Source organism: Zarconia sp. (assembly GCF_057467645.1).
In genome coordinates, this window is sequence record NZ_JBRJXU010000062.1 from 1 (window position 1) to 25,800 (window position 25,800).

A 25,800-nucleotide genomic window follows, 5' to 3' on the forward strand; every position below is an offset into this window, starting at 1 on the left:
CAATCGTAGGGGATTTCGATAACGATATGGATCAGGATATCTACATCGTGACATCCCGTTCCGTGCTAAACACCCCCAATGTTCTCTATGAAAATCAGGGAGATGGAACCTTTATTGCGGTGCCCGATGCTGGGGGAGCTGCCGGAACTGAAATCGGACAGGGTGATTTTGCGATCGCGGCTGACTACGATCTAGACGGTTTTCTGGATTTGTTCGTTGCCAATGGCGCGGGGCTAGATACGCCGCTGGTTGACATTGCTCCTTACCAACTATTTCGCAACCAAGGAAACGATAATCATTGGTTTGAGCTCGATCTGCAAGGAACTGTTTCCAATCGAGATGGAATTGGCGCTCAAGTGTTCCTCACCGCTGGCGGGGTGACGCAACTGCGAGAACAGGCTGGCGGCATTATTCATGATAGTCAAAGCCACCAGCGCGTCCATTTTGGCCTGGCTGAGCATACAGAAGTCGAGGAACTTGTCATCAACTGGCCCAGTGGCAGAACCCAACGGATTGAGAATCTTCCTGCCGATCGACTACTCCAAGTCATCGAAATTGGCGGAGACACCAGGGATCGAATCATCGGTAGCCCCAAAAATGAGGTCATCTCTGGAGGAGGAGGAAAAGACGTTCTCCAAGGCAGAGGAGGGAACGATTACCTCTATGGCGATAACGGAAAAGATTGGTTGGTTGGCGGTCCCGGTCGAGATGTTCTCAGTGGAGGCAATGGTGCAGATACTTTTGTATTACAACAAGGTCGAGGTCTCGACATCATTGCTGACTTCCAAGATGGTCAAGACGTATTTAAACTCAAATCGAGGCTGACATTGGAACAGCTGAGTATCGCACAAGTCAACAATGATACTCAAATTACCATAGTCAATAGTGGTGAGGTATTAGCGACTGTACTCGATACAAATGCTAACGTTATCGGTTTTGAAGATTTTATCTAACAAGAGAGTGAGCCAAAACCCCCGCATTCAAACGCGGGGGAGTGTCAATTTAATAAATTAATCAAACTGTATCTGCATCAAATCCTTGAAAGGTGGGTACTTTGAAGAGCGATCTATGAAGATCTTGTCAAGTTACTGGGAGTAATCAAATTATGGGTACAGTTCTTTTCGAGGAAATATCTGCTTCAGAATCAGGGATCTTGAGCCAGGGTCTAAGTTATGGATCTGCTTGGGGTGATGTTAATGGTGACAGCTATCCTGACCTTTGGGTGAATGGTCATTTTGATGACAGCGCCCTGTATCTAAATAATGGGGATGGAACGTTTACCAATGCCACTGCCGAAATCTTTGCCGAACCGCCTAGCGGAGACGCCCACGGAACAGCGTGGGCTGACTTCGATGGTGATGGAGACCAAGACCTGATCCAACTTGTCGGTGCAGCCCGAGGTCTTGGTGTGTTTCCGGGTTTGACTCACCGACTTTATGTTAATGAGGGGGGAATATTAGAAGACCAAGCAAGTTCCCGGGGAATTGACTATCCTGCAGATCGTGGACGTAGCCCGCTCTGGTTTGATTTTAACAATGATGGCTTGCTCGATATAGCTGTGGGTACCAATGCCAGGCCCGATGAGATCGAAGCTCCACCCAAAATCCTACAGCAGAATGCTGATGGCACTTTTGTGGATGTGTCTGAGGCTGTGGGTTTTGACCAAGACGATGCCCTATTTTTCTTTCTATCGGATCTATCGGGAGATGGCAATTTAGATTTGGTTGCTAGAACGGTCCCTCCTTTTACCATTTATGACACGACTTCAATTCCGTTTAGGGATATTACCTCAGAGGTCTTACCTAATGCAACTCGCAAGGAGGTCGCAACCGCTGATTTTAATGGCGATCTGCGCCCCGATCTTTATATCTCAAACAGCTTCGATCCCAGAAACGATGTTTATCAAAATGCTCCCAATCGGCTGACTGCACAACTCGTAGCACTAGAGAATGAGAAGGGTTTCCAATTTAATACTGATGCAGAGGTCACTTTCAATCTATTCGATGGCGGTATCAGATTTGCTATCCCTCCTGACAAAATCTATATCGGGGCAGAGGGTCTAAATCCCACAGACCTTACATTTACCTTGTCACCTGACAATCCTGAAGTCGAGGGGATCTTGCCTCATACTCCAGGAGTCGATCGAGGAATTTACATTGGGTACGATCCGAGTCTGCAACGTTGGCAGTTCCTGTTGTCGAGTACGAACGAAATTATCCCAGAAGAAAACGTCATCACCCAAGAGCTGATGGCTGTATCCATCCAGAGCAGCGCAACGATTTCCGGGCTAACAACAACGGGTTTTCAAGCGCCTCCTCCAAACGTAAACGACCAACTGTGGATGAGCACGCCTCAAGGATACGTCAATCAAGGTAATGCAGCGGGAATCAATAGTATTCCGATCCAAGAAGGCCATCCAATCGTAGGGGATTTCGATAACGATATGGATCAGGATATCTACATCGTGACATCCCGTTCCGTGCTAAACACCCCCAATGTTCTCTATGAAAATCAGGGAGATGGAACCTTTATTGCGATGCCCGATGCTGGGGGAGCTGCCGGAACTGAAATCGGACAGGGTGATTTTGCGATCGCGGCTGATTATGACCTAGACGGTTTTCTTGATTTGTTCGTTGGCAATGGCGCAGGTATAGATACACCTCTGGTTGACATTGCTCCCTACCAACTATTTCGGAATCAGGGAAATGATAATCATTGGTTTCAAATCGATCTGCAAGGAACCGTTTCCAATCGAGATGGAATTGGCGCTCAAGTGTTCCTCACCGCTGGCGGGGTGACGCAACTGCGAGAACAGGCTGGTGGCATCGTTAATAACACCCAAAGCCACCAGCGCGTCCATTTTGGACTGGCTGAGCATACAGAAGTCGAAGAACTTGTCATCAACTGGCCCAGTGGCAGAACCCAAAGAATTGAGAATCTTCCTGCCGATCGACTACTCCAAGTCATCGAAATTGGCGGAGACACCAGGGATCGAATCACCGGTAGCCCCAAAAATGAGGTCATCTCTGGAGGAGGAGGAAAAGATATTCTCCAGGGCAGAGGAGGGAACGATTACCTCTATGGCGATAACGGAAAAGATTGGTTGGTTGGCGGTCCCGGTCGAGATGTTCTCAGTGGAGGCAATGGTGCAGATACCTTTGTATTACAACAAGGTCGAGGTCTCGACATCATTGCTGACTTCCAAGATGGTCAAGACGTATTTAAACTCAGATCGAGGCTGACATTTGAACAGCTGAGTATCGCACAAGTCAACAATGATACTCAAATTACGATCGTCAATAGTGGTGAGGTATTGGCAACTGTGCTCGACACAAATGCTAGCGTTATCGGTGCTGAAGATTTTAGGTGACATTCTCCCAATACCAAATCGTCTGATTCAGGAATTGCTGAATGATGGGAAACCAGAACAGCTTGGCACTCAGCCCCCTTATAGCAGTATTCACTGTAGTTAGGACACCTCCAACAATCGTATCGTTGGAAACGCGAGCAAGATGTTCGTGCTGACGCACGCGCTGCGCGAACGCACTATTGTCCTAACCCGACTGAATACGGCTATATCATCCCTAGAGGACAGATCCGGTAGGATGGCTGGAAAACGAATGGGAACGATCGCCAATCCTATCGATCTTGACGCACGCCGTTCGGAACCCCCACCGGAGACATCCCGGCAATCGCCCGCAGATTTTGGCATCGAATCAATTCTGTAAAACTCAAAGTCGGTCGTCCTTCAATCCGGGCAACCGCTTCGATCGCCCCGAGAAGATATCGGGCGGCTTCGGTTTTGTTGTAACCCCGACGACACGCAACATCGATCGCAGCTTCGTCGGCGGTGAGTTCCGACTCGTTCGATCGGGTTCGCCGCCAAATCTGGGTCGCTGCGAGTGCTGTCAATCCCCCAGCCGCTACAATACCTACCGCATCGCCCTGAAAGAGTTCGACGAAAGTTCCCAACACCCCAGCCGCCACAATGCCCCGCGATAAGTCCGGCTGAAACCATTTAATCCCAATCAGCCAACTCACCGTTCGCAACAGCAGTAAATCCCGCTGTGGCTGCGGCAGTTCTCCCCAGCGATCGAAATTAATCGAGATCGATCGATCGCGATGCCAGGGTCGGGGAAACGGGCTGTCGATGACTTTTGTTTGAGCGGGTCCGCTGACAATTTTGGTCATCATCCGACCTGAGGCGGGCATGAGGTCGAACAGACGGCGAATCTCTTGGGCTGGGTTCATATCAACTGTGCTACCTACGGATGAAGACAATTGGGAAAAGGAACGGGACGATATCGATGTCCCCTCCCGTTAAGATAGAACAGAAAGGCTTTGACACTCCCCCACTTAAAATATGGGGGATTCTTGGTTCACCGACAACCCTTACTACTAACCCTTCTCTCGATGAAAAGTGTTCGCACCAGAGGGGCTTGTCTCCTCAAGCGTTTTAGAGATTGCTCTCCCAGTTCCCGTATGCCCTACGGTACTGTATGCATTGATTTTTGGTTTAGGTTTGACGCTGCTATGCGTTTTAGCTATGTATGGCGCGGGTTTTCGCTACCCCTCCACTGCCCGGATACAAGGTCAGGTTCACGCCTCTTTTTTATCCCGCGCTCCATGCGGCTAGCAACCGTTTGGCTATACCCTGCTTAATTCTTGATGCGCCTACATTATCTTGCAATTCGTCAAATTTTTCAATGCGGTTAAAACCGCAGTCGCTGACCTCTCCCGGTTCAAACACGGGAAGCCTCCCGTACTTCTTTAGGTAAGAATCTACCTAGTTTGTTTTCGATTCTTAATTCTTAATTTTCAACGTTACTTCTAACTATGGAAGCTTTTGCTCCAATTCCCCCCAAATGGACGGACTCATCAGTTCACGCTTATGAGTTTTGCTGTCCGACCTGCAAAGCCAGCAGTGGCGAGGCGAAAGAAGTTTGGATTAACCGCCAGTCTCCCGTCTTTACCGAAGACTATCGCAAAAAGTGGCAGGAGTTTTATCATTGCGAGTGCGGTACGAGTTGGTGGGCGTGGAGTAGCGATCGCCCGCGTCAAATGAAATCTCGCACAGAGGAGGAAGAATCGTGACGGATTGGCAAGATATCGCCGGCAGTTCGGTGTTCGTTCCCCCGCGTCCTAAAGGGATCGTACATTTTTTGGGAGGGGCTTTCGTGGCGGCTGCCCCGCAAGTGACTTATCGCTTCGTGCTAGAAAATGTGGCACGGCAGGGTTACGCGATCGTTGCCACACCGTTTATCAATACCTTCGATCATGGAGAAATTGCCCAGTCCGCTCTCAGTCGCTTCGAGCAAACCCTCGATCGCCTGCGGGCAACTCGTACCCTGCGTCGGCGGTATTTACCCATCTATGGTTTGGGCCACAGTATGGGATGCAAACTGCACTTACTCATCGGCAGTTTATTTTCTGTTGAGCGATCGGGCAATATTTTGATTTCATTTAATAATTTTCCCGCCCGTCGATCGATTCCTCTAATGGAACAAATCGCGCCGATGATGGGATCGATGATGGATGTCGAATTTACTCCCACACCGGATGAAACCGATCGAATTGTGGCCAAAGAGTATCAGATTCGGCGCAATTTGTTGATTAAATTTACCCGCGACGACCTCGACCAAACCTCAGGGTTGTACGATGTGTTGCAACGGCGATTCCCTAATATGGTGACCTTGCAAACTCTCAATGGCACCCATACCACTCCCATGGGACAAGACGTGAACTGGCGATCGGGAAGCTCGTTTTCACCCTTAGATGCCGTCGGTCAGTGGATGAAGCAGGAAATGTATCGAGATTTGAATCAATTGGGAGGAGAAATCACCCGTTGGCTCGATCCGATGGGGGGAATTAAGTAATAAGTAATAACGCCATGTGAGTAATAACGCCATGTGCGACTTAATTCTCCAAAATCCTCTCGCTCGGGGTTAAAGGGGAAGGGGGAAGGGGAAAAGGGGGATTTTTCGACTCGCTCACTATATTGCGAGCGCAAAAAGATTGCACACCGCGTTAATAAGTAATAAGTTTGAGAACCGAACAGACTGGATAGTTGTTCGAGAAGGGAACGATGGGAAGGTTTTAAAAAATAAGCTTAAACCTTTGATTTGATGTAGGTTTTAGCTTATTTGTTCTGTAGAGATTTTAGTCATGCTAGACGGCGATTCAGATGTGTTAAGACGAATGCAATATTAACGATCGAGAATATTGGAACATTCGTCGTAACGCATCTTTAAAAAAGAGTTCGATCGCAATGCTTCGATCGCAATCTATCTTTCAAGAATAGATATTCGGATCGATCGGTTGCCGGGAAACCTGTTTTTCAAAATCAGCCTGAGTTTTTTGCAACAACTGCTCGCGACTATTAGAAACTTGAGTGAGAGTCGGCACCAAATTCCGAGCTTGCAGAGCCATATGAAGCTGAAGGTGAGCCACGTATTCGCTGATATCTTCACGCAACGGACCAGCAGAATGTTGAGAGTTCATACGTTTATATTTCGGGTGGTTTTTACGGTTAGTTTTGTGAAGCCTAACGGTTACAAAAGTTACCATAGTCCGAATGCCAATTTTTCACTTTGCAACGAAGCTTAACGATATTCGATCGCTAGTTCCCCTAACTCGCTTTCATGGTTGCGATATCAGAGTTAAGCTAATGTGCGGTTAAGTTGGTATACAATCGACTTGTTCGAGGGCGATAACATCCTCCCCCCATCTCCCCATCTCCCCCTCCAGCCACAGATACAATTTAAATGCGTGAGAGCTTATTGCGGTGGTTGCAGGTACAGTGTCGGATCTTCGGCAACCCAACCTAAATCGGCATTGTAACGAACTTCAAAGTGCAAATGGGGTTCGTCAGTATCGGGAACTCCCGTTGTGCCTACGGTGCCGAGACTCGTTCCCACTGAGACTTGCTGACCGGCTTGGACTTGGATATTGTCTAGATGAGCATAGCGGGTTTGTTTGCCCTGTTGGTGGTTAATAACAACGAGATTCCCATAAATCCCCTGTTCTCCGGCAAACGCCACGGTTCCCCCTTCCACTGCCACCACCGACGTTCCTGCGGGGGCGAGCAAATCCAGTCCGCTGTGGAAAACGACATCCGGACTGCGAGGGGTTAAAACCCAGCCGTAATCGATAACAACGACCGCCTCGGCAGGCAAGGGATATGCAAACACTTGACGGTTGTTGGGACCGGTTTCGGGCTTGTTATTCGGGGGATTTTGCGCGCCGGTTGCCTCGCTTGGAGACCAATTCACCCCAGGGACGAAAACAACATCTCCCGGGGGCTGGCAACCATTGACCTCAAACAACGCATCGGCGCGGACGGTGTAGGTTTCGGCTAAGTCTTGCCAAGTTGCACCAGCTGGGACTTGCACGGGAATGCCATTGTAGGGGGGGATCGCAATTTCCGTACCGACGGGGGCGCTACCGCGACGTAGAATCGGGTTCATGCCGATGAGGGTGGCTTCGATGAGATTGTATTGGGCAGCAATACTCGATAGGGTTTCCCCTGGTGTAATCGTGTGTCGGGTGAGGCGAGACAGCGCAGGGGTCGGACACAGAGAATTATTTTGGGAATTGGGTTGGGAATCGCTTTGGGCGTAACCAGCGGCAGAACCGATAAGATTCGCCCCAGAGAAGACCAGCGTACCGTTGAGCCAAAACAGCAGGAAGAGGACGAGTTGCCCCGGACGTAAATTCATAGCATTGGGAGGATTCGTATCGAGCGTCCTTGGCAATTGAGGACAGTTCGAGGGATACGATCGTATTTTTACACCCAATTTGAAGGAATTCAGGACGATACGGGAGATGGGGACATGGGGACGCGGGGACATGGGGACGCGGGGAGGGGGAAGATAGAGAAAATGACAACCACTCACCCATTAGAGTTGTTCGTTTACTCCTCCAAAGCTTCCTTTACTTTCTCCGCTCCCCTTTCTCCCAAAGTCCCCGATTACAGGACTTGCTCGACTTCGGCAATTTCGGGAATTTCCTGACGCAGCTTGCGCTCGATTCCCATCTTCAGCGTCATCGTCGAACTGGGGCAAGAGCCACAAGCCCCTTGTAGCCGCAATTTCACGATCGGACCGTCAATCTCTACGAGTTCGACGTTGCCGCCATCGGCCATTAAGTAGGGGCGCAGTTCGTCTAAAACGGTTTCAACGTTATCGGGTGTTAATGCGAGTGCTTCTGCCATATTAACCTCACGGTGCGATGCGTAAATAGTGCTTTTAGATTAGATTGTATCGTTTTCTGAAGCGACCCGTGTGGGGAAGGCTTCGCTTGCTCTCGCAGGTCTCGGGAGAGGGAGGACGCGGGTACGCGGGGAATTTAGATCCCAACTCACTCAGCACAAAGTTGTACGTAGCCTTCATGGGAACATTACCCCCTCACCCCATCACCCCCTCACCCCATCACCCCATCTTCTGCATATCACTCAATCTCAAAGTTATAGGGCAAACGAGTGTAAACTCCCAACGGATCGTTCATTTCTCGCAGACTGGCAAACTCCTTTTGCAGTTGTTTCCATTGCGCCGTCAGGGGATCGGAGGGGGTTGAAGTTGACGCTTCCCCGATCAGGTTTTCGATGAGTTGTTCTTCAAAAGATGGAATTCGGGGGTATTCTCGCACTTTGGGGTCGTCCCCTAACTCCGCTTGCGTGGCGGCGGCTGCAATCGCGGCTTCGAGTCCGCCAATCTCATCCACCAACCCGATGTCTTTGGCCGCCAAACCCGACCAAACTCGTCCCTGGGCAATTTCATTGACTCGCTGTTGGGTTAACTCGCGGCCGGTGGCGACTTCACGGATGAAACGCCAGTAGATGCGATCGACGATTTTTTGAATAACGGCCAGTTCTGCGTCGGTTTTCGGACGCGAGACGGTTTGCGTATCGGCAAAGGGGGCAGTTTTAACCGCATCCCAGGTCAGTCCGTTGTTGTTGGCAATCTCTTTAACGTTAAATAACAGCCCGAATACGCCGATCGAACCGGTAATGGTTGTGGGTTCGGCAAAAATTTGGCTGCCTTTCATGGCAATCCAGTAACCGCCGGATGCGGCAACGTTCCCCATAGAAATGACGATCGGCTTTTCTTGGGCGATGAGTTCCACTTCTCGCTTGATGGTTTCCGATGCCGAGGCACTGCCACCGGGACTATTGATGCGCAGAACGATCGCCGCCACATCTTCATCTAAGCGCAGTTCTCGCAAAATTTCCGCAAATCGATCGCCCCCAATCTCGCTGGGTAATCCTTCTCCGTCCACGATCGCCCCAGTGGCGTAGACGACGGCAACGTGACCCTCGCTAGCATTGCGATCGCCGTTGGAAATACCGGTAATATCGGCGTAGGTTCCCACGCTAATCTGCCGGAAGGTAGTATCGTCTTCGTCGGATTCTGTGAGGGCTTTCAACTCCGAGACGATTTCATCATCGTAGGCAATCCGATCGACCAATCCTTGGGTTTGAGCGTCTTCGGAGACGAGCAGACCTTGAGTTTGGGCGATCGATCCCATGGCGGCAGCATCCAACTCCCGATACTCGCTGACGGTGTTGAGATATTCGTTCCAAAGGTCGCTGAGGAGTTTCTGGGTTTGCTGCCGATTTTCGGGACTGTTATCTTTGCGAGTGAAGGGTTCGACGGCTGCTTTGAAGGAACCGACGCGCACCACTTGCACGCCGATGCCGTATTTTTCCAAAGCCCCCGCCATAAACAGCGTTTCCGCACTCAAGCCGTTCATTTCCACAACGCCGAGGGGGTCGATGGCGATCGTGTTGGCGATCGATCCGAGGTAGTATTCCCGTTCCGACCAATCCCGATCGTAAGCAATAATCGGTTTGCCGCTCTCGCGAAAGGTCTTCAGGGCCGCGCGAACTTCCCCGAGGGTGGCATAGCCGCTCAGACCGGGACTCGAGCTACCTTTGAGGTAAAGTCCGGTGATGCGATCGTCGGTGGCGGCTTCTTCGAGGGTTTGCAACACCGTCCGCAGAGGTAGAGTATTGGTTTGTTCTCCCGAGAGCGATCGCTCGATCGCCTCACCCGTCGTCGAAGCCGGTTGCGTATCCCGAATCGACGTTTCGAGATCCAATACCAACATCGAATCTTGTTTGACTTTGGGACCGTTATCGGTAGATGCCGCAGAAACCGCCAAAAAAATCAGCCCCCCAATTCCCAGGCCGCAAAATAAAATCAGTCCGGTTAGGGTCGCAAAAGTGTATTTGAAAAAATCGCGCATGGTTGCTTGTGAAAAAAGGGCGAATGGGAAAAGGACGGGCGATTGAGGCGACGATATTGAGTTCGATCGAGATGTGGCTCAATTGGCGTAGACCGATACCGACAAAGACTCATGGCTGACTGCGGCGAGTGGTTGATCGTGGCCGATCGCGAGTGGGTCGTCACTTTTGACGATCGCTTTCACGAAATCGGTACGGATTTTCTCGAACTCGAAGCTGCGCGATCGCATCCCTTGTTTCATGGTACTGCGATCGCGCAGTGTGGGGGATGGGGAGAGGGGGAGATGGGGAGAATAAGGGATGTGCGGGAAAATAGTGTACCCATCGTAGGGGTCAACGGTCGCATTCCCCCTACCGGTGTATCTTTGATGACGTGGGTACTTTATTTCTTTGCAAGTCCCTAACAACTTGCCGATTATTCGTTGTCAATTGTCAATTGTCGAATGTCCATTGCCCTCTACAGCCGCTGCAATGATTTCGAGTGTTGCAAATCCGACAGGGTGGCATTGCCAGTGCAAAACAAAACCGTCACCAGTTCCGCCATCAGGATTTCCACCAGTTCCCCCACCGCTTCGTCCGATTCGGCGGCCGCTTTGAGGAAGGGTGAGGCGAAACCGGCTAAATTGGCTCCTAGGGCGATCGCTTTTGCCGCATCGAGTCCGTGGCGCAATCCCCCCGAAGCAATCAGAGGAATCGTCGAATCGATCGCGCGGATGCTGGTAATACATTCAGCCGTGGGCAATCCCCAATCGCCAAAGGTCATCCCTAACCGTCGCTGTTTGGCATCCTTCGCCCGTTGGCTTTCTACTTTCGCCCAGGAGGTTCCCCCGGCACCCGCTACATCGATCGCTTGGACTCCCACCTCTATCAGCCGTTGCGCCATCTCAGCGGAAATCCCATTCCCCACTTCTTTGGCAATCACCGGGACAGGCAGCTTATTGCATAAAATGCCTATTTTGTCAAATAACCCCGCAAAATTAGTATCGCCGTTGGTTTGTACGCATTCTTGTAAGGGATTCAGGTGTAGAATCAGGGCGTCTGCTTCTAGCAAGTCGATCGATCGCTGACATTGTTCGATGCCGTAGCCGTAGTTGAGCTGTACTGCCCCCAAATTGGCAAAAATTAGCGCATCTGGGGCGAGCGATCGTACGGCAAAGGTGGCAGCAACATCGGGATTCTCCACCGCCACTCGCTGAGACCCCACCCCCATGGCAATTTTATACTGTTGCGCTGCCGCAGCTAAGCGATAGTTGATGGTTTGAGCGAATTCCGTTCCCCCCGTCATTGAGGAAATCAGTAGCGGTGCGCCGAGGGTTTTCCCCAAAAACTGGGTACTGACATCGATACGATCGCGATCGAGTTCTGGCAGGCAGCAGTGGGTGAAGCGATACCGTTCCAATCCGGTGGTTTGCTGCTTAAATTCGACATCATCTTCGAGGCAGATGGTTAGGTGTTCGGCTTTGCGGTTTTGGGTAACACCGGCAATGTTGGGGGAGATGCGATCGCTCATGGGGAGAATTTTGAAGCGCGGAAGTTGTAACAAGCAAGAAGGGAGAGACACCAGAATCGTTCGCTCTCAATCTTACATTAGGGAATCGTTAAGTTGACTTGCCGATCGCATTAACCTAAACGACAAAATAAACTTTTATTTTTTAGTAAGTCTTTTATTATAGCATATTTGAATTGTCTATTGCTTTCCAAATTTGGAAAGATATGCGATTCGTGATGGTGCTATGATTCCAGAACCAAGCTAAACCAACAAATTGGTTTGTCATCAAATTATTTCAGGGTAAGAAGATACTCACGAGTATCCAGTGTTGTTTGACAGAATTAAAGATTAGAGACCATCGATAGAGTAAATATTAAGAACCTTTTACCTCTCGAAAACACGTTAGGAAAGGGCGAATTGACAATTGAACTGTGAGATATACTCATGCATTCGCGAAGCGTCTCCTAGTGCCACTACGGGTCATTAAAAATCAAAAATGCTTACTGTACAGAGCTTTCAGCGTTCGATCGCTAGGTATTGATTTCTGCCGTGCTGCACTAGGAATGCCAGCATCTAAGTCAAGCTTTATCTTAGGCGAGGAACTTCATCAGACCTCGTCAGTTATTTATATGGGTTTTAAGTTTGTTTTAAGCCCGCAAAGAACTTGGAAGATTTTTGATGTCAAATATGCAGTCTGTCTTAACCTTTCGCAATACTAGCACGCCCCCAGACTATGCGATCGTCAACCCATTTAATTTTCCAGAACGCACTTTGACGGTTGAGCTTTGGCTCAAAACGGATGCTACGAATACAGGAACCCCAATCGGCTATTCAACCAAGAGCAAGAGTAATGCCTTTATTCTCTTCGACTATCGCTCGTTACTAATCTATGTCGCAGATGCATTAATCAAGAGCGGGATAGCGCTGAATGATGGTCAATGGCATCACTGTGCGGTGACCTGGGAAAGTAGTACGGGGCAAGTGCAACTCTACAAAGATGGTCAACAAGAATTTTCTCACACGTTATCTGCGGGTCAAACTATTCCCCAGGGTGGTGCTCTCGTTTTAGGACAAGAGCAAGATAGCGTTGGCGGCCGTTTTGATGTCAACCAAGCCTTTCGAGGGCAAATGGCTGAGGTGCGGATTTGGAATTGTGTTCGTACCCCGCAAGAAATTCAAGATAATATGCACGATCGCCTGACAGGCAGCGAGCCAAATTTAGCACTCTACTGGCCGCTGAATGAGGGCGAAGGGACGACTCTCAAAGACAAGACCGGTAACGGTAATCACGGTACTATTCATGGAACGGTTTGGGAACAGGCCGAGGTTCCCGTCCAAGAAAAACCGACGACTGCAACTTTATCAACTCCAAAATCTCAGGGTTCGGTTTTAACCTTTGATGGTGTTGATGATTATATTGATTGTGGTAATGGAATCAATCTGGTAGATGCAAGCTTTACCCTTGAGTGTTGGGCACAACGAAAGAAACCCAACCAATGGCATATAATTTTTTTCCAAGGTGACTATACAACTAATAAAGGATTACATTTTGGATTCCGAAATACAAATGTATTTACCCTTGCTTTCCATGGTAACGACCTGAATAGTCCTACAAACTATACAGATACAGATTGGCATCATTGGTGTGGGGTTTATGATTTCCAAAATCAAAAACAAATTCTCTACCTCGACGGTCACGAAATCTGTCAGCGACCGGCTTCTCCCTTTAAAGGAACCGGAATCTTTTATATCGCTTCAGGCAAAGAATCTAGATTTCCTTTTGAAGGAAACTTAGGAGAGCTTCGGGTTTGGAAATGCGTTCGGACTCCGGCTGAAATCGAACAAAATATGCACCGCCGTTTAAACGGCAACGAATCTGGATTAGTTGGCTATTGGCCGCTCGATGAAGGTTCGGGAGAAACCGTTAGCGATCGAACTCACAATAGCAATAATGGCACGCTCCATGGAGCCACTTGGGAAACCGCAGAGGTTCCCATCCAAGAAAAACTGACTGTTGCCACTTTCTCAGCTCAACAATCTCAAGCAACTGGAATGGCCGATTACGGTTACTGGTATCGTTGGGCACAAAACCTTCCCAAGCAAACGGACAAGAAACCCTTTCGTCGCGGTCGGATTTGGTCTTGAAGGAAGTTTTTTCCGATTCCCCAACCTCGATGGAGACTGCCCCCACAAAGCAACCCTTGCAGCTTCTTAAGTCATAACTATGACCGATCTCGCTGATATCTCTGGACTTTCTCCTCTGCACTCTCACACCCAAGGCGATCCTCAAATTTGCGTTGCAGTTCTCGATGGGTTCGTTGACTCAGCACACCCCTGTTTCCAAGGTGCGGATTTGACAAGAGTGCCGACATTACTACAAGGGGAAGCCTCCCCCGACGGTGTTATGTCCAAACACGGCACCCACGTCACCAGCATTATTTTCGGTCAACCCAGTTCTCCCGTGGGGGGGATTGCGCCCCAATGTCGGGGATTGGTGCTTCCCATCTTTTCCGACAAACGACTCCGATTGTCCCAATTTGACTTGGCACGGGCGATCGAACAAGCCATCACGGCCGGGGCCAACCTGATTAACATCAGCGGCGGGCAACTCACGGACTTCGGGGAGGCGGATGGCTGGTTGGAGAGTGCCGTCGCCAAGTGCGAGGAAAACAACATCCTCATTATCGCGGCAGCGGGGAATGACGGTTGCCAGTGCCTGCACGTCCCGGCGGCACTCCCGGCAGTGTTGGCGGTGGGGGCAATGGACGATAGCGGTCAACCCATCGACTACAGCAATTGGGGGGAAACCTACCAAACCCAAGGCATCCTCGCGCTAGGGGAAAACATCCTGGGGGCAAAGCCGGGAGGAGGGACGATGCGAATGAGCGGCACTAGCTTCGCGACTCCCGTGGTGTCTGGGGTGGTGGCGTTGCTGCTGAGTCTACAACGCCAGTGGGGGGAAACACCCAACCCCCATCAGGTAAAGGAAGCCCTGCTGGCAACCGCTTTACCCTGCGATGCCGCCGATACCGACGATCGTCGTCGCTGTTTAGTGGGGAAGCTGAATATTCCCGGCGCCATTGAATACTTGACAGGAGAAACAATGCCTAAACTAACGAAAGCATCCGCCAAGGGATTTGGATTATCATCATCGGCGGCAGACTCGGATGCTGCACCCGAAGCGGTAGAAGCCTCTGGATGCGGTTGTGGCGGCAATGAGATTGCTGCTGGGGATGGGGAGACGACCCTACAGCCTGCGGCAGCGACTGAAGAGGTGGTGACCGCCACCCCGGTTTCTGGGGTGGAATCAGCGGCTGAAGTCGTAGCAGCAGAACCCGTTCGAGTGGCGGAAACGCCGACTTCTGTCATGCAAACTTCTGTCATGCCGACTTCGATCGTTCCCACAGCTCAAACCGTTGCCACGGCAACCCCCACCATCGCACCTAATACTCCTTCTTTTGCAACACCCAAGATGTCCGATAACGCCATGTCCATTTCTTCCTCCCACGCCGTTCAAGCCAGCCAAGCCCCCAGCGAACTAACCGGGCACACCTTAGTCTACGCCTTGGGAACCCTTGGTTACGACTTCGGAACCGAAGCGCGGCGGGATTCGTTCAAGCAACTGATGCCGGCGGTAGACGTTGACAGCACCAGCGTCCCGGCAAATCCCTACGATCCCCGCCAAATGGTGGACTATTTAGGGGAAAACCTCTCCGAAGCGAAGTCGTTGATTTGGACGCTGAATCTGGAGTTGACCCCCGTTTACGCCATCGAACCCAAAGGGCCTTTCGGACGGGATGTTTACGCCGTATTGCAAGAGTTGCTATCGGGACAGATTCAAGCAGAAGATAGCCAGGACTACGTGGAACGGGTCAGTATTCCCGCTCTTTTAACCGGTCGTTCGGTGAAGGAGATGTCTAATGGAAAAATAAATCATGAAAAAGAAAAAACTGCAACCTCAAATTATCGCTCCCGTCACTCGTACAACCAAGGGAAATGCAGCTGCACCATCAAGCTCCAGCTCAGTTGAAGCGTCTCAGTATGGTGGGGGATCGCCCCGATACTTTGAATTTACCTACCACCCAGATTGACTTTCCCAGCGATCCGATCGCGGACTCTTCCCTTTCGGTGAGTCTTACTGGCAAAATCTCTGAGATTTCCGATCGCATTTTGCTAAACTCCGATCCAAGTCTAAAAAGCAAGATCGGGATTTACACGATCGAGCAAAACTGCGTCCTCCAAATAACGTTGGGGAATTTTAGGGGTAAGTACGTCAGTTAAGAGGATGCCATTGCGTCCGTCTATCATCCGTGACGCGATGGCAACTGCCATCATCACTGAAAAAAATTAAACAAACGGCGATCGCGAACAATCTACCTCAATCGAACCACTTCAATCGAACTTCTCTCCTCCACTCCAACAATGGCTCGAGACACGAACCCACATCGACAAAGAATCAGAACCTACTACGATCGATTGCAAGATAAACAAGCTCGAGATAGGTACAGTCTGTCAGATTTAACCACTCAACAGAGTGCGTTGCTCGTCACAGATTCGGAAGATGATTCGACAGTTTCTCACAACCTTTACCTTGCTCGCCAAGCGGGGATTAAACCGGGAGAGTGTATCCTCGATGCCGGCTGTGGAATTTGCGGTCCGAGTATCGATATCGCTCGTAACATTCCGGGGGTAAAAATTGAGGCGATTAACTTGTCACCCGTACAAGTCGAGCTGGCAAAGCAGTTAGTGGAACAGGCGAACTTGAGCGATCGAATTCAAGTTCGGGTGGCAGACTTTCACGATTTGCCTTTCCCCGAAAATATCTTTGATGTGGCGCTATTCCTAGAAACGATCGACTACTCCGATAATGTGTTGCAGGCTTTCTCAGAAGCACATCGCGTACTGCGCCCAGGGGGTCGTCTTTATATTAAGGATTTCTTTACCCAAAAGGTTTTATCGACCCAAGAACAGCAAACACTCGAACAGTTACAACAAATCCACGGCTACTATCCCCATCAGATTTGTGAAGTAATCGAAGCGCTTCAGGTCTTGGGTTTTGAAGATATTCAGGTTAACGATCTCAGAGATCGGGTCAAAACGAACTGGCTTGCTGATGAGATCGCAGAGGACTCCATTCTAAATTTTCTGAATTTCAGCGCGCAACTCAAAGCTCGCAAACCTGCTGCGGGTGCAACAATGATACCGTCGAGTTCGGCAACCTCCGCAACGCTGGCTTCCTCAACCCCCATCACCGCCAGCCAAAGCCAGACACTTCCCACAGCTAGTCATATCAGTCGCTTGGTTTACGCTTTGGGAACCCTGGGCTATGATTTCGGCACCGAGGCGCGCAGAGACTCCTTCAAGCAACTGATGCCGGGGGTGGACATCGACGGAACCCGCGTCCCGGCAAATCCCTACGATGCTCGCCAGATGGCGGACTACTTGGCGGAAAATCCTTCGGAAGCCAAGTCCTTGATTTGGACGCTGAATCAGGAACTCAACCCCATCTACGCCATCGAACCCACCGGCGCTTTTGCTGAGGAGATCTACGAAACCTTGCAACTGATGCTCGACGGTCAGGTGGAGGCCGAAGACAGCGAGGATTATATCGAACGGGTCAGCATTCCCGGACGACTGAGCGATCGAACGGTTACCCTATTTTCCGGGCAAGTGGTGCGAGTCATCGAACCGCAGAATACGCGGGGGATGTACGGCTGGAACGTCGATTCCCTAACCCGCGCGGCGATGGCAACCGCACGAGGGGAGACAACTCTCGATCTCGAAACCTTGCGTCAGTCCCTGCGCAGCTTCCTCGATCGGATTTACTACGATTTGCAAAACTTGGGGCAAACCAATCGCGATCGGGCCCTCAACTTTGCTGCCACAAATGCTTTCCAAGCGGCATCAACCTTTGCCGAAGCCGTAGCTGTCGGGATGGAACTCGATGGTATCGAAGTGCAAAAAAGCCGTTTCTGTCGTTACGATAGTGACTGCTGGGATGTGAAACTCAAGTTTTTCGATCCCGAAAATAACCACCGTGCCAAAAAGCTATTTCGGTTCACCATCGACGTGCGCGATATTATGCCTGTGACCATCGGAGAGGTAAAGTCTTGGTATACCTCTTCTTAGCGATCGGTCATCAGCCATTAGTAATTCGCTATTTCCGAAAAATTCAGATTTTTAAGCGTATAATTTTTCTGTGATTTTAGATTATATTCTTTTAAATTTTTCGATAAAAAATAACTGAAATTTCATACTTTAGCCGTTATCTAAATTCCGACTGGAGATAAAAAACTATTTTAAATTGACAACAAAAAATAACTAGATTATTATTTACTATAATGATGGTCACTCAAAAAAAGAGTATTCAAGGTAAAACTTAAACTTGATTTATCAATCTTGATTGCTCGACGCTATAGTGGCTAATAGCTAACGATAAGCAAGGAAAAACTCATGATGAAAAAGAAAGTCTTACAACCCCAACTCAAATCTCCCATCACCCGCTTGAAAACGGGAACTCCATCAACTAACTCCAATTCTGGAGTCGAAGCTGCACAATATGGAGGGGGAGTTGAGGCCTCTTACGTTCACTGTCGGGCTTCGTAACCACCATTTTTCGGGGGACATGAAATTGGTTCCCAACCCATTTGGTGTCTGCACGCAAGTTCTGTTTAAGTATTTACGTATCTCCAGAAAATAATCTCTACTCTGGATACCGTCAAGACAATATCTAAGTTTATGGAGATATCAGATGAACACAATTTGATATCTCCATAATTTATAAACGATCGAAAATAAGGTTTCGATCTAAGAACGGAGATCGAAATCGAACATAACCTCATCATTACTCAGCTTGCGAGCAACTAAAAAGTCAAATGGTCTGGACCCGACGAGTAAATTGAGATTACCCACCTGGGAAAAAGCAGATATATCTGGTTAGCGAATCGTTTCTGAAACTGAAAAATAAGCATTTATCTTTCCTCTCAAATTAAGGAGAAAAATACAATGAGACTTCCCAAACAAGCAGCCCCCGTCAAACGACCGGATATCATCTACCCTCACCGAGTTGTTGATGTTGTCCACGGCCGGCCTGAAGACTTGGTCGCCATTCGCATGGACTTACTTCACGGTGCGAACTATAACGACCCGGCAGCATTTGCCTACAGAACTGCCCCGCTTGCATCGGTCTGTAAGTCTGGATGTTTTTAGAGAAGACGATCGCTGAAAACTGACCTCGAACTTTGAAGGCGCTCTAAGAGTATCAAAACGATGGCGCGAAAAATCTGGGTACTTTGAAAACTTTCCTAAAATCCAAGCCAAAAGCTATTTCTTAGCAACAGGCAAACTCACCACAAACGTCGTCCCTCGAGGGGGAGAAACCGGAAAGTTAGGATTGAGCCAGGGATGCCGAGGAGGGCTGAAAACCTCGATGCGACCCCCCATCTGCGTCAGAGAATCGCGGACGATCGCCAAACCCAAACCCGTTCCGGGAATATCCCCTTGAGCCTGTACCCCTCGATATCGGCGCTCGAACAGGTGTTCTAAGTCTTCCGGGGGAATTCCCAACCCCGTATCGCTGATAGCCAGCAGAAGGTATTGGGGAGGGGCTGCGGTGTCTTCTATTCCAGCTTCGATACAGATACAGCCCCCAGATGGGGTATATTTCAAAGCATTATCGATTAAATTATCGATGACTTCTCGCAAAGCAAGGGGATTGACTTTTACCTGGGGTAGATTCGTGGGAATGCGATCGCTCAATTGTAATTGTCGATCGCTCGCGATTGCCCGTGCCGAGGCGATCGCCGGTTCCAAAATTCCACTGAGGGAAACCGACTCAACGCGATCGCCCGCTGCCGGTAAAGATATGGGTTCTTCGGCGAGGGTGGCAACGGTGGCAATCTCGCGGACTTCACCCGGTAGCAACCGTTCTGCGGGAGATTCATCTAAGACCTGCTCGAACTGTTGCAGCAATTCCTGAATGTGTTCGCTCTCTTGGAGCATATTTTGAACGAAATTCTGGCTGGCATCTCCGGGTTTGAGGCGCTTGAGCAGAAGCTTGCCAAAAATTTTCAACGCACTTAGGGGATTGCGCAGTTGGTGCAGCAAATTGTCGAAGAGATCTCGCTGGCGATCGTGTCGTTGTTGTTGCTGTTGGTAGTTTTCTTCCCACCATTGTGCCCGTCGATCGAGAACGCACGCCAGAGTCAGAGTCCGCGCCACACTTTCAATTTGCTCTCGTTCGCGATCGATCCACGGGCGATCTTGGCGGCGAGTCACCAAAACCCCCAAAATCGCCTCTTCATGGGTCAGCGGTCGCACGATTTGATACCCCCCAAGCCAAACTTGATGCTCGAAGTCTGCCGGACTTAAGCGGCGATCGAGGGAGACCGGCAGCAATAATGGTGCGCCTTTAGTGTGGTGCTTTTGTGGCGGGAGTTCGAGCGCTTCGCCCCCATCAGCCCAAGGAGTATCCGTTTCCGGTTCGATGGCAACGGGCACCAGCTTTCCCCCATCTCGATCGAAGGGTCGATCGGAAAGATAGACCACACTCGATGCCGCACCCAGTCCTCGGGTTAGGAAACAGACTTGTTCGCGACATAGCGCAATAAATTCCGAGCTGGTAGGAGTGAACATGAAGTTACAATGTAGATTTTTGTTAACATTGTGAAGTTTTGTGAAGAAAAATTTCGTCGCTCGAACAGGTTAAAAAGACTTATGATTACTGTGGAGTATGCGTTTGAGCGAATGTAAAGCCGTCGGGCAATCGATTAAGAGATGTTGAACTTTTTGTGTCAATCTGGTATATTTGCCGCGTGTTTTGTAACGATAACTACAACCTGTCGGCAATAAAATCAAAGAGGAGGTAGGTTACTTTGGCAAGGAGACGCAAACGGAAAAGTCGTCGTCGTCAAGAAGGACGTAGAATTCTCGAGCTAGTGCCTCAATATAGTATCGAAAGTGGTGAAGATAAACCAGTCACCGCTGCTCGAAAGTATATCAAATCTGAAGGCATTGCTCCCCCAGCATTACTGCTGGTCAAGCGTAACGAACATACGACCGATCGCTACTTCTGGGCGGAAAAAGGTTTATTTGGAGCGCAATACGTAGAAGAGAATCATTTTCTATTCCCTAGTTTGAGGATCGCGATCGAAGAAGTTTCAGACGCACCTCCCATCGCTGTTGGGAGCCACTAAACGTTCGCTCGTTGCTTGGCTCCAGATCTTGGGTTTGCTCGAGTCGCCCCACGTTATCTAGCTCATTATGATGTTGCTCGTAACCGTGGGGCGACTTCGTTTTAGCATTCCCTCCAAAACCCGATCGCCGCCGGTTTATTTTTCAATTAATCCTCAATCGGTCGTAACGAAAGGGCTTGTTTGAGGTTGGCGAGTTCGTCCCGATGGGCTTGAACGGTGACTCGAGATTTAGGTACAGATTGAGATGCAGCATTTCCCAAATCGCAGGACTCGATTTTGAGGGCAACTCGTTCCAAACGATCGGCTTTTCGCCAATAAAACAGTCCAGCCAGGGGAGAGAGCAAGACGAATCCCACAGAAGCCGCAGCCAACTGGGGGGCAAGGATAGAAACGATGGGAATCGCACATAATAAACCCACCCCAGCCAACAGCGTCAAGAAAATGGCCATAAACCAACTTGGGCGGACGTTACCTTCAAAAATCGCCCGTTCGGTTTCCGGTTCGACTTTTGCGAGTCGGTAAGCCCTCTGGGTAAAGTACTCTTTTAACTCGGCCGCGAGGGAAGTTTCCGGTTGCGGACTTTGGAGAATCACCTGCTCGGTTCGATCTTTGGCCGAAGCCCGGATAAAGAAAAATAAGCCGATTCCTAACAAAATTGTGGGAATCAAAATAGAGGAGAGAACGGGGTTGTTCATGTGGGTTACTTCAAAATCTTGACATAATTTTACATCTTATAGGTGATGGCATTTCTGTATTGAGATGGACGCGATCTGTCTGGCATTGGTTTCTCGGCGGCCTGATGCTTCCCTAAAACAGCTGATGCTCGCGGAATTTGAATGCCCCGATCTCTCTCGAATGGATTTAACATCAGTACGGGTTAAGGATGTTGAACCCTCGATATTTCAGTGGAAACGACGCCAACTCGTTTTCTCCATCCTGAAATTGACAACGACAGAATGTGAATTTTAGCTTATCCCAGCACTCAGGTTAGCTAACGCTAAAAATCTAAAATCTAAAATCTAAAATTCTCAACACCCTCACCCGAAACTTTTTATCCCAAACTGACGTTAACCTTTAACCCTTTTCTACCAGAGGTCGATTTATGACCCAAGCGCTAACGACTGATACCTCCCATCGCCAAACATCCCCGAAGCTGAGGCTGGAAGGCGTCAGTTTCAGGTTACCCATCAATTCGAGTTCTCTACTCGAAGACATCTCCATTGAGATTTTTGAGGGCGATCGCCTTGCTATAGTTGGACCTTCCGGGGCGGGTAAAACCTTACTCCTGCGGCTGATGAACCGACTGATCGAACCCACCCGAGGGGCAATCGAATTTGAAGGGCGAGATATTCGGCAAATCTCCCCCTTAGACTTGCGCCAGTCGGTGGTTCTCGTCCCTCAAGAATCAAAACTGTTGGGGATGACGGTCGCTCAAACCCTCGCTTATCCCCTCAAATTGCGGGACATGAAGTTGCCGGATATTCAACAGCGAGTCGATCGGTGGTGCGAGCGATTGCATCTTCCGAGCGAATGGATGAACCGCACCGAAACCCAGCTTTCCGTGGGGCAACGACAAGTGGTGGCACTGACTCGGGCCTTCGTAACGCAACCCCAAATCCTATTGCTCGACGAACCGACTTCGGCACTCGATCGCGGACGCAGCGATCGCCTACTCGAAACTTTGCATGAACTCACCGCATCGGGAGCGATGGCGATCGTCATGACCAACCACCAACTCGATATTGCCCGAGATTTTAGCTCCCGCGTCCTGTACCTCCAAGATGGAAAAGTACAACAAAATCTCTCAACCTCCGATGCGAGCTGGTCCGCCTTGCAAGGGGCTTTAGAACTCGCAGAACGCGAAGCTGCTCGGGAATGGGAGTAAAGGAGCCAATCGCCCTTAAATTCGCGTGAGTTGATGTTGGGGAACCGTTGGTTTAGATTCTTGAGATGCCAGTAGTTGAGGGGAAGTGACTCGGTCTAGGTGAAATCGGTATCCCACATTGCGAACGGTTTGAATCAAACTCGGCTGCCGGGGATCGGTTTCGATTTTTTTGCGCAGGGAGAGGACGTGGGTATCGATGGTGCGGGGATTGTCGATGGCATCGGGCCACGCTCGCTTCAACAATTCCGATCGACTCAGAGGAGACCCTCCCGCTTGGGCGAGAACGTAGAGCAAGCTAAATTCTTGGGGGGTGAGATCGATGAGTTCTTCTTTCACCCGCACCCGACGCTGCACTAAGTCAATTTTGACCGGACCGTACTCTAAGGAAGCCGGAGGTGTCATCGATCGCGATCGTCGCAGCAGTGCTTCCACCCTCGCCAGAAACTCCTGCATTCCGAAGGGTTTGGTAATATAGTCATCCGCACCGGATTTGAGTCCGGCGACAATTTCGGCTTCGGAACTTCTTGCGGAGAGCATCAGCACTAAAGATTGCTGCTGTTGCCCCAGCCAACGGCAAAATTCTAGTCCATCGCCATCGGGCAGATCGGAATCCAATACAACGAGAGTCGGCTGACGGTTGTAAAATGTTTCTCGGGCATGACGAATATCCGGTGATTGGACAACGCCATAGTTCGCCTGCTGTAAGTGCCAGCCGAGAAGCGATCTCAGTTGAGGATTACCCTCAACGATTTGAATGTGTACCGATCCCACAAGACTTTACCTTCCTTTGCGTCCGTGGCTATAAGGTTAACAGAGGCGACCCAGTTTTGTTTGTAAAGCCTGATACCCCCTCAAAAGACTTGGGATTCGGTGAATTGAATGTGTTTGAGGAGTCTGGTCGATCTAGCGTCTTTAGGTATTTCGATCTGGATTTTGCGTCATGGGACACTCTATGACTCGAAAGTTACCGCTACAATATATAAAAGTGCGCAATTTTACATAAATCCACTGGCACTTTGTTGAGTTCCATTGTCCGATTGTGCTCCAAGACACCGATACCATCCGCCATTACCAAAAGTTAACGGATACCTTCGTCAATTTTTGGAATCGCGGTTATCGCACTGATGACCTCAGAATGTACTTAGATGGCTACTTGGCAGCTTTACGGCAGGCCAACGCCCTTGAGTTTCACTTAATCCATCGCCTTGAGGAAGATGCGGCTCGCTTCCTTTATGACCCGTCCAACTTTGAAATGCCCCTGCCGCAACCTGAGTCCGACTACGGCTACTACTAAATTGACTTTTCTAAATCTACCTAGAATGTAATGACAGGCGCGATCGCACCCTCTGTGGTAATCGCGCCTTCATCTTAAGTGAGTGAATTTTCTTCACTAAAATGATTGGAAAATTATTGACCGAAAGACTGTCTAGCTTCCTCAACAATCTCAACGGTGACCAGTTCCGAGCTGGAGCGACGCGCTAATTGCTCGATTTGCACGCGAGCCACAGGCCGAACGAAAAAAGGGATATTATTGAGTTTAGCTCGGGCCGCGACCGTCCACTTCAATTCGGCCGTCCAGTTAGAATGTAACATTTCGAACACCTATAAATATTTTGCTTATTGAGAATTATTATTACAGTTTAAATCTTCAGTTCGCTCTGGAGCTGCGTTTGCAATAAAACTTAGATTTTTCTATTGAGAGTTGGGATCGGCATTCAGAGATCGGTCATCCGCTTTCAGCTTCAGCAAGCCCTAAGGATTTCGACCCATCCCGGCGAGCAAATCGCTCATTTCCACAGTCCCTTGCAAGATTCCATCCTCACCCACCACCGCGACAGACAATCCCAACTGGTACAAGTGAAAGCTGTTTTCCAAAGACGTGGAAGCCCGCACTTGGGGAAATTCTGCTTGCATCACATCATCAAGTTGTTTGCATCCTTGCCGCACCGCCTCTTTGAGGCGCAATCTCTCCACCATCCCCACCGGCTTACCCGCAGCATTCACCACGTACGTTCGTTCGAGGTGGCGATCGACCATTTGTGTCAGGACGGTTTCGGGAGAATCTCGATCGACAACCCGAAGCGTTATCCCCCGGGCGATCGAACCCATGGTTAAAACTCGGGCGCGGTTCACCTCTTGGGTAAACGCGCGAATATAGTCGTTCGCCGGTTCGAGAATCAGTTCTTGGGGTGTAGCCACCTGAACGATATCCCCTTCTTTCATCACTGCAATCCGATCTCCTAGGGCGATCGCTTCTTGAATATCGTGGCTGATAAAAACGATCGTCTTGTGGAGGGTTTTTTGCAAGCGCAGCAACTCATCTTGCATTTCTCGCCGAATTAGGGGATCGAGGGCGCTGAAGGCTTCATCCATCAGCAACACGTCCGCATCCGTTGCCAAAGCCCGAGCCAACCCCACCCGTTGTTGCATTCCCCCACTCAAAGATGCGGGCAAGCGATCGGCCCATTGCTCTAAACCCACCACGGTCAAAGTCTCCAGGGCTTTTTGGCGGCGCCCTAACCGGGAAAGTCCTCGGACTTTCAAACCGTATTCCACATTTTCCACCACAGTTTTGTGGGGAAACAAACCAAAGCGTTGAAACACCATCGAGACTTTGCGCAAGCGAATCTGTCGCATCCGCCGTTCGCTGACGTGGGCGATATCTTCATCATCGAGGTAAATATGTCCGCTGGTGGGATGGAGTAGGCGGTTGAGGCAGCGCACCAAGGTGGATTTTCCCGAACCGGATAACCCCATCACCACGAACAATTCCCCCGGTGCGATCTCGAGGGAGACATCGGCGACTCCCAAAACTTGACCGGTGGCTTGTAAAATTGACTCTCGCGTTTCTCCGTTGCGGAACAGTTTGAGGGCCTCGCGAGGTTTATCTCCATAGATTTTGATGAGATTCTCGATCCGGATTTTGGGAACTGACTGTTTCATGGTTGGCGCTCAATATCGCAATCTGTTTTCGAGTTTAAGGAATGGG

Annotated in this window: 25 protein-coding genes; 14 read left to right on the top strand and 11 right to left on the bottom strand. The window is 49.8% G+C overall.

Going from position 1 to position 25,800, the window contains the following annotated elements; translation table 11 throughout:
• A partial coding sequence (locus AC2215_RS08740; protein WP_486809592.1) for a CRTAC homolog protein occupies positions 1-953 on the top strand: 953 nt, incomplete at its 5' end.
• 152 nt (positions 954-1,105) lie between these two features.
• A complete protein-coding gene (locus AC2215_RS08745) occupies positions 1,106-3,370 on the top strand; it encodes a cartilage acidic protein (protein WP_486809593.1) in 2,265 nt (754 codons plus the stop codon).
• Between the two features lie 269 nt (positions 3,371-3,639).
• Here AC2215_RS08745 and AC2215_RS08750 read toward each other — a convergent pair whose 3' ends face one another.
• A complete protein-coding gene (locus AC2215_RS08750; protein ID WP_486809594.1) occupies positions 3,640-4,251 on the bottom strand; it encodes a DUF3318 domain-containing protein in 612 nt (203 codons plus the stop codon).
• A 585-nt stretch (positions 4,252-4,836) separates the two neighbouring features.
• Between AC2215_RS08750 and AC2215_RS08755 the strand changes: the two genes are divergently transcribed.
• A complete protein-coding gene (locus AC2215_RS08755) occupies positions 4,837-5,094 on the top strand; it encodes a hypothetical protein (RefSeq protein ID WP_486809595.1) in 258 nt (85 codons plus the stop codon).
• Positions 5,091-5,876: a DUF1350 family protein gene (locus AC2215_RS08760; protein WP_486809596.1), complete on the top strand. Its 786-nt coding sequence runs from the start codon at positions 5,091-5,093 to the stop codon at positions 5,874-5,876. The genes AC2215_RS08755 and AC2215_RS08760 overlap by 4 nt, the downstream gene beginning before the upstream one ends.
• A gap of 415 nt (positions 5,877-6,291) precedes the next feature.
• On the opposite strand, the gene AC2215_RS08765 is transcribed toward AC2215_RS08760, so the two are convergent.
• From AC2215_RS08765 to sppA, 4 genes are all read right to left on the bottom strand, one after another.
• Entirely contained in the window at positions 6,292-6,501 is a 210-nt protein-coding gene (locus tag AC2215_RS08765; protein ID WP_486809597.1) for a hypothetical protein, read from the bottom strand.
• Between the two features lie 275 nt (positions 6,502-6,776).
• On the bottom strand, positions 6,777-7,718 hold the full coding sequence (locus AC2215_RS08770) for a peptidoglycan DD-metalloendopeptidase family protein (protein ID WP_486809598.1): 942 nt from the start codon (positions 7,716-7,718) through the stop codon (positions 6,777-6,779).
• Between the two features lie 251 nt (positions 7,719-7,969).
• Positions 7,970-8,212 carry a NifU family protein gene (locus AC2215_RS08775; protein WP_486809599.1) on the bottom strand — a complete coding sequence of 81 codons (243 nt, stop codon included), beginning with the start codon at positions 8,210-8,212 and terminating at the stop codon, positions 7,970-7,972.
• A 236-nt stretch (positions 8,213-8,448) separates the two neighbouring features.
• Positions 8,449-10,245: a signal peptide peptidase SppA gene (sppA, locus tag AC2215_RS08780; protein ID WP_486809600.1), complete on the bottom strand. Its 1,797-nt coding sequence runs from the start codon at positions 10,243-10,245 to the stop codon at positions 8,449-8,451.
• Between the two features lie 111 nt (positions 10,246-10,356).
• On the opposite strand from sppA, the gene AC2215_RS08785 reads away from it, so the two are divergent.
• A complete protein-coding gene (locus AC2215_RS08785; RefSeq protein ID WP_486809601.1) occupies positions 10,357-10,647 on the top strand; it encodes a hypothetical protein in 291 nt (96 codons plus the stop codon).
• A gap of 53 nt (positions 10,648-10,700) precedes the next feature.
• Here AC2215_RS08785 and fni read toward each other — a convergent pair whose 3' ends face one another.
• Positions 10,701-11,753 carry a type 2 isopentenyl-diphosphate Delta-isomerase gene (fni, locus tag AC2215_RS08790; RefSeq protein WP_486809621.1) on the bottom strand — a complete coding sequence of 351 codons (1,053 nt, stop codon included), beginning with the start codon at positions 11,751-11,753 and terminating at the stop codon, positions 10,701-10,703.
• Positions 11,754-12,419: 666 nt separating this feature from the next.
• On the opposite strand from fni, the gene AC2215_RS08795 reads away from it, so the two are divergent.
• The 6 genes from AC2215_RS08795 (at position 12,420) to AC2215_RS08820 (ending at position 18,941) form a co-directional block, all read left to right on the top strand.
• The gene (locus tag AC2215_RS08795; RefSeq protein WP_486809602.1) at positions 12,420-13,877 is read left to right on the top strand and encodes a LamG-like jellyroll fold domain-containing protein; all 1,458 of its coding nucleotides are present in this window, start codon (positions 12,420-12,422) and stop codon (positions 13,875-13,877) included.
• 79 nt (positions 13,878-13,956) lie between these two features.
• Positions 13,957-15,762: a PatA/PatG family cyanobactin maturation protease gene (locus tag AC2215_RS08800; protein ID WP_486809603.1), complete on the top strand. Its 1,806-nt coding sequence runs from the start codon at positions 13,957-13,959 to the stop codon at positions 15,760-15,762.
• Complete coding sequence (locus tag AC2215_RS08805; protein ID WP_486809604.1) at positions 15,729-16,013, top strand: hypothetical protein; 285 nt, start codon at positions 15,729-15,731, stop codon at positions 16,011-16,013. Before AC2215_RS08800 ends, AC2215_RS08805 begins: the two co-directional genes overlap by 34 nt.
• A gap of 141 nt (positions 16,014-16,154) precedes the next feature.
• The gene (locus tag AC2215_RS08810) at positions 16,155-17,861 is read left to right on the top strand and encodes a PatA/PatG family cyanobactin maturation protease (protein WP_486809605.1); all 1,707 of its coding nucleotides are present in this window, start codon (positions 16,155-16,157) and stop codon (positions 17,859-17,861) included.
• A gap of 324 nt (positions 17,862-18,185) precedes the next feature.
• Positions 18,186-18,338: a hypothetical protein gene (locus AC2215_RS08815; RefSeq protein WP_486809606.1), complete on the top strand. Its 153-nt coding sequence runs from the start codon at positions 18,186-18,188 to the stop codon at positions 18,336-18,338.
• A 399-nt stretch (positions 18,339-18,737) separates the two neighbouring features.
• Entirely contained in the window at positions 18,738-18,941 is a 204-nt protein-coding gene (locus tag AC2215_RS08820; RefSeq protein ID WP_486809607.1) for a cyanobactin biosynthesis system PatB/AcyB/McaB family protein, read from the top strand.
• 114 nt (positions 18,942-19,055) lie between these two features.
• On the opposite strand, the gene AC2215_RS08825 is transcribed toward AC2215_RS08820, so the two are convergent.
• Positions 19,056-20,366 (bottom strand): GAF domain-containing sensor histidine kinase, encoded by a 1,311-nt coding sequence (locus tag AC2215_RS08825; RefSeq protein WP_486809608.1) that lies wholly within the window; start codon positions 20,364-20,366, stop codon positions 19,056-19,058.
• A gap of 239 nt (positions 20,367-20,605) precedes the next feature.
• Between AC2215_RS08825 and AC2215_RS08830 the strand changes: the two genes are divergently transcribed.
• Complete coding sequence (locus AC2215_RS08830; protein ID WP_264321839.1) at positions 20,606-20,926, top strand: DUF3155 domain-containing protein; 321 nt, start codon at positions 20,606-20,608, stop codon at positions 20,924-20,926.
• A 146-nt stretch (positions 20,927-21,072) separates the two neighbouring features.
• Here the strand turns inward: AC2215_RS08830 and AC2215_RS08835 are convergent, their stop codons facing one another.
• Positions 21,073-21,621, bottom strand: coding sequence for a cofactor assembly of complex C subunit B (locus AC2215_RS08835; protein ID WP_486809609.1), 549 nt, complete (start codon positions 21,619-21,621; stop codon positions 21,073-21,075).
• A 407-nt stretch (positions 21,622-22,028) separates the two neighbouring features.
• On the opposite strand from AC2215_RS08835, the gene AC2215_RS08840 reads away from it, so the two are divergent.
• Positions 22,029-22,811, top strand: coding sequence for an ABC transporter ATP-binding protein (locus AC2215_RS08840; protein ID WP_486809610.1), 783 nt, complete (start codon positions 22,029-22,031; stop codon positions 22,809-22,811).
• Positions 22,812-22,826: 15 nt separating this feature from the next.
• Here the strand turns inward: AC2215_RS08840 and AC2215_RS08845 are convergent, their stop codons facing one another.
• The gene (locus AC2215_RS08845; RefSeq protein WP_486809611.1) at positions 22,827-23,582 is read right to left on the bottom strand and encodes a response regulator transcription factor; all 756 of its coding nucleotides are present in this window, start codon (positions 23,580-23,582) and stop codon (positions 22,827-22,829) included.
• A gap of 268 nt (positions 23,583-23,850) precedes the next feature.
• On the opposite strand from AC2215_RS08845, the gene AC2215_RS08850 reads away from it, so the two are divergent.
• Complete coding sequence (locus tag AC2215_RS08850; protein ID WP_486809612.1) at positions 23,851-24,105, top strand: DUF6761 family protein; 255 nt, start codon at positions 23,851-23,853, stop codon at positions 24,103-24,105.
• A gap of 113 nt (positions 24,106-24,218) precedes the next feature.
• On the opposite strand, the gene AC2215_RS08855 is transcribed toward AC2215_RS08850, so the two are convergent.
• Together AC2215_RS08855 and AC2215_RS08860 are read right to left on the bottom strand one after the other, a co-directional pair.
• Entirely contained in the window at positions 24,219-24,404 is a 186-nt protein-coding gene (locus AC2215_RS08855; RefSeq protein WP_486809613.1) for a PCP reductase family protein, read from the bottom strand.
• A gap of 159 nt (positions 24,405-24,563) precedes the next feature.
• Positions 24,564-25,754, bottom strand: coding sequence for a quaternary amine ABC transporter ATP-binding protein (locus AC2215_RS08860; protein WP_486809614.1), 1,191 nt, complete (start codon positions 25,752-25,754; stop codon positions 24,564-24,566).
• Between the last annotated feature and the right edge of the window lie 46 nt (positions 25,755-25,800).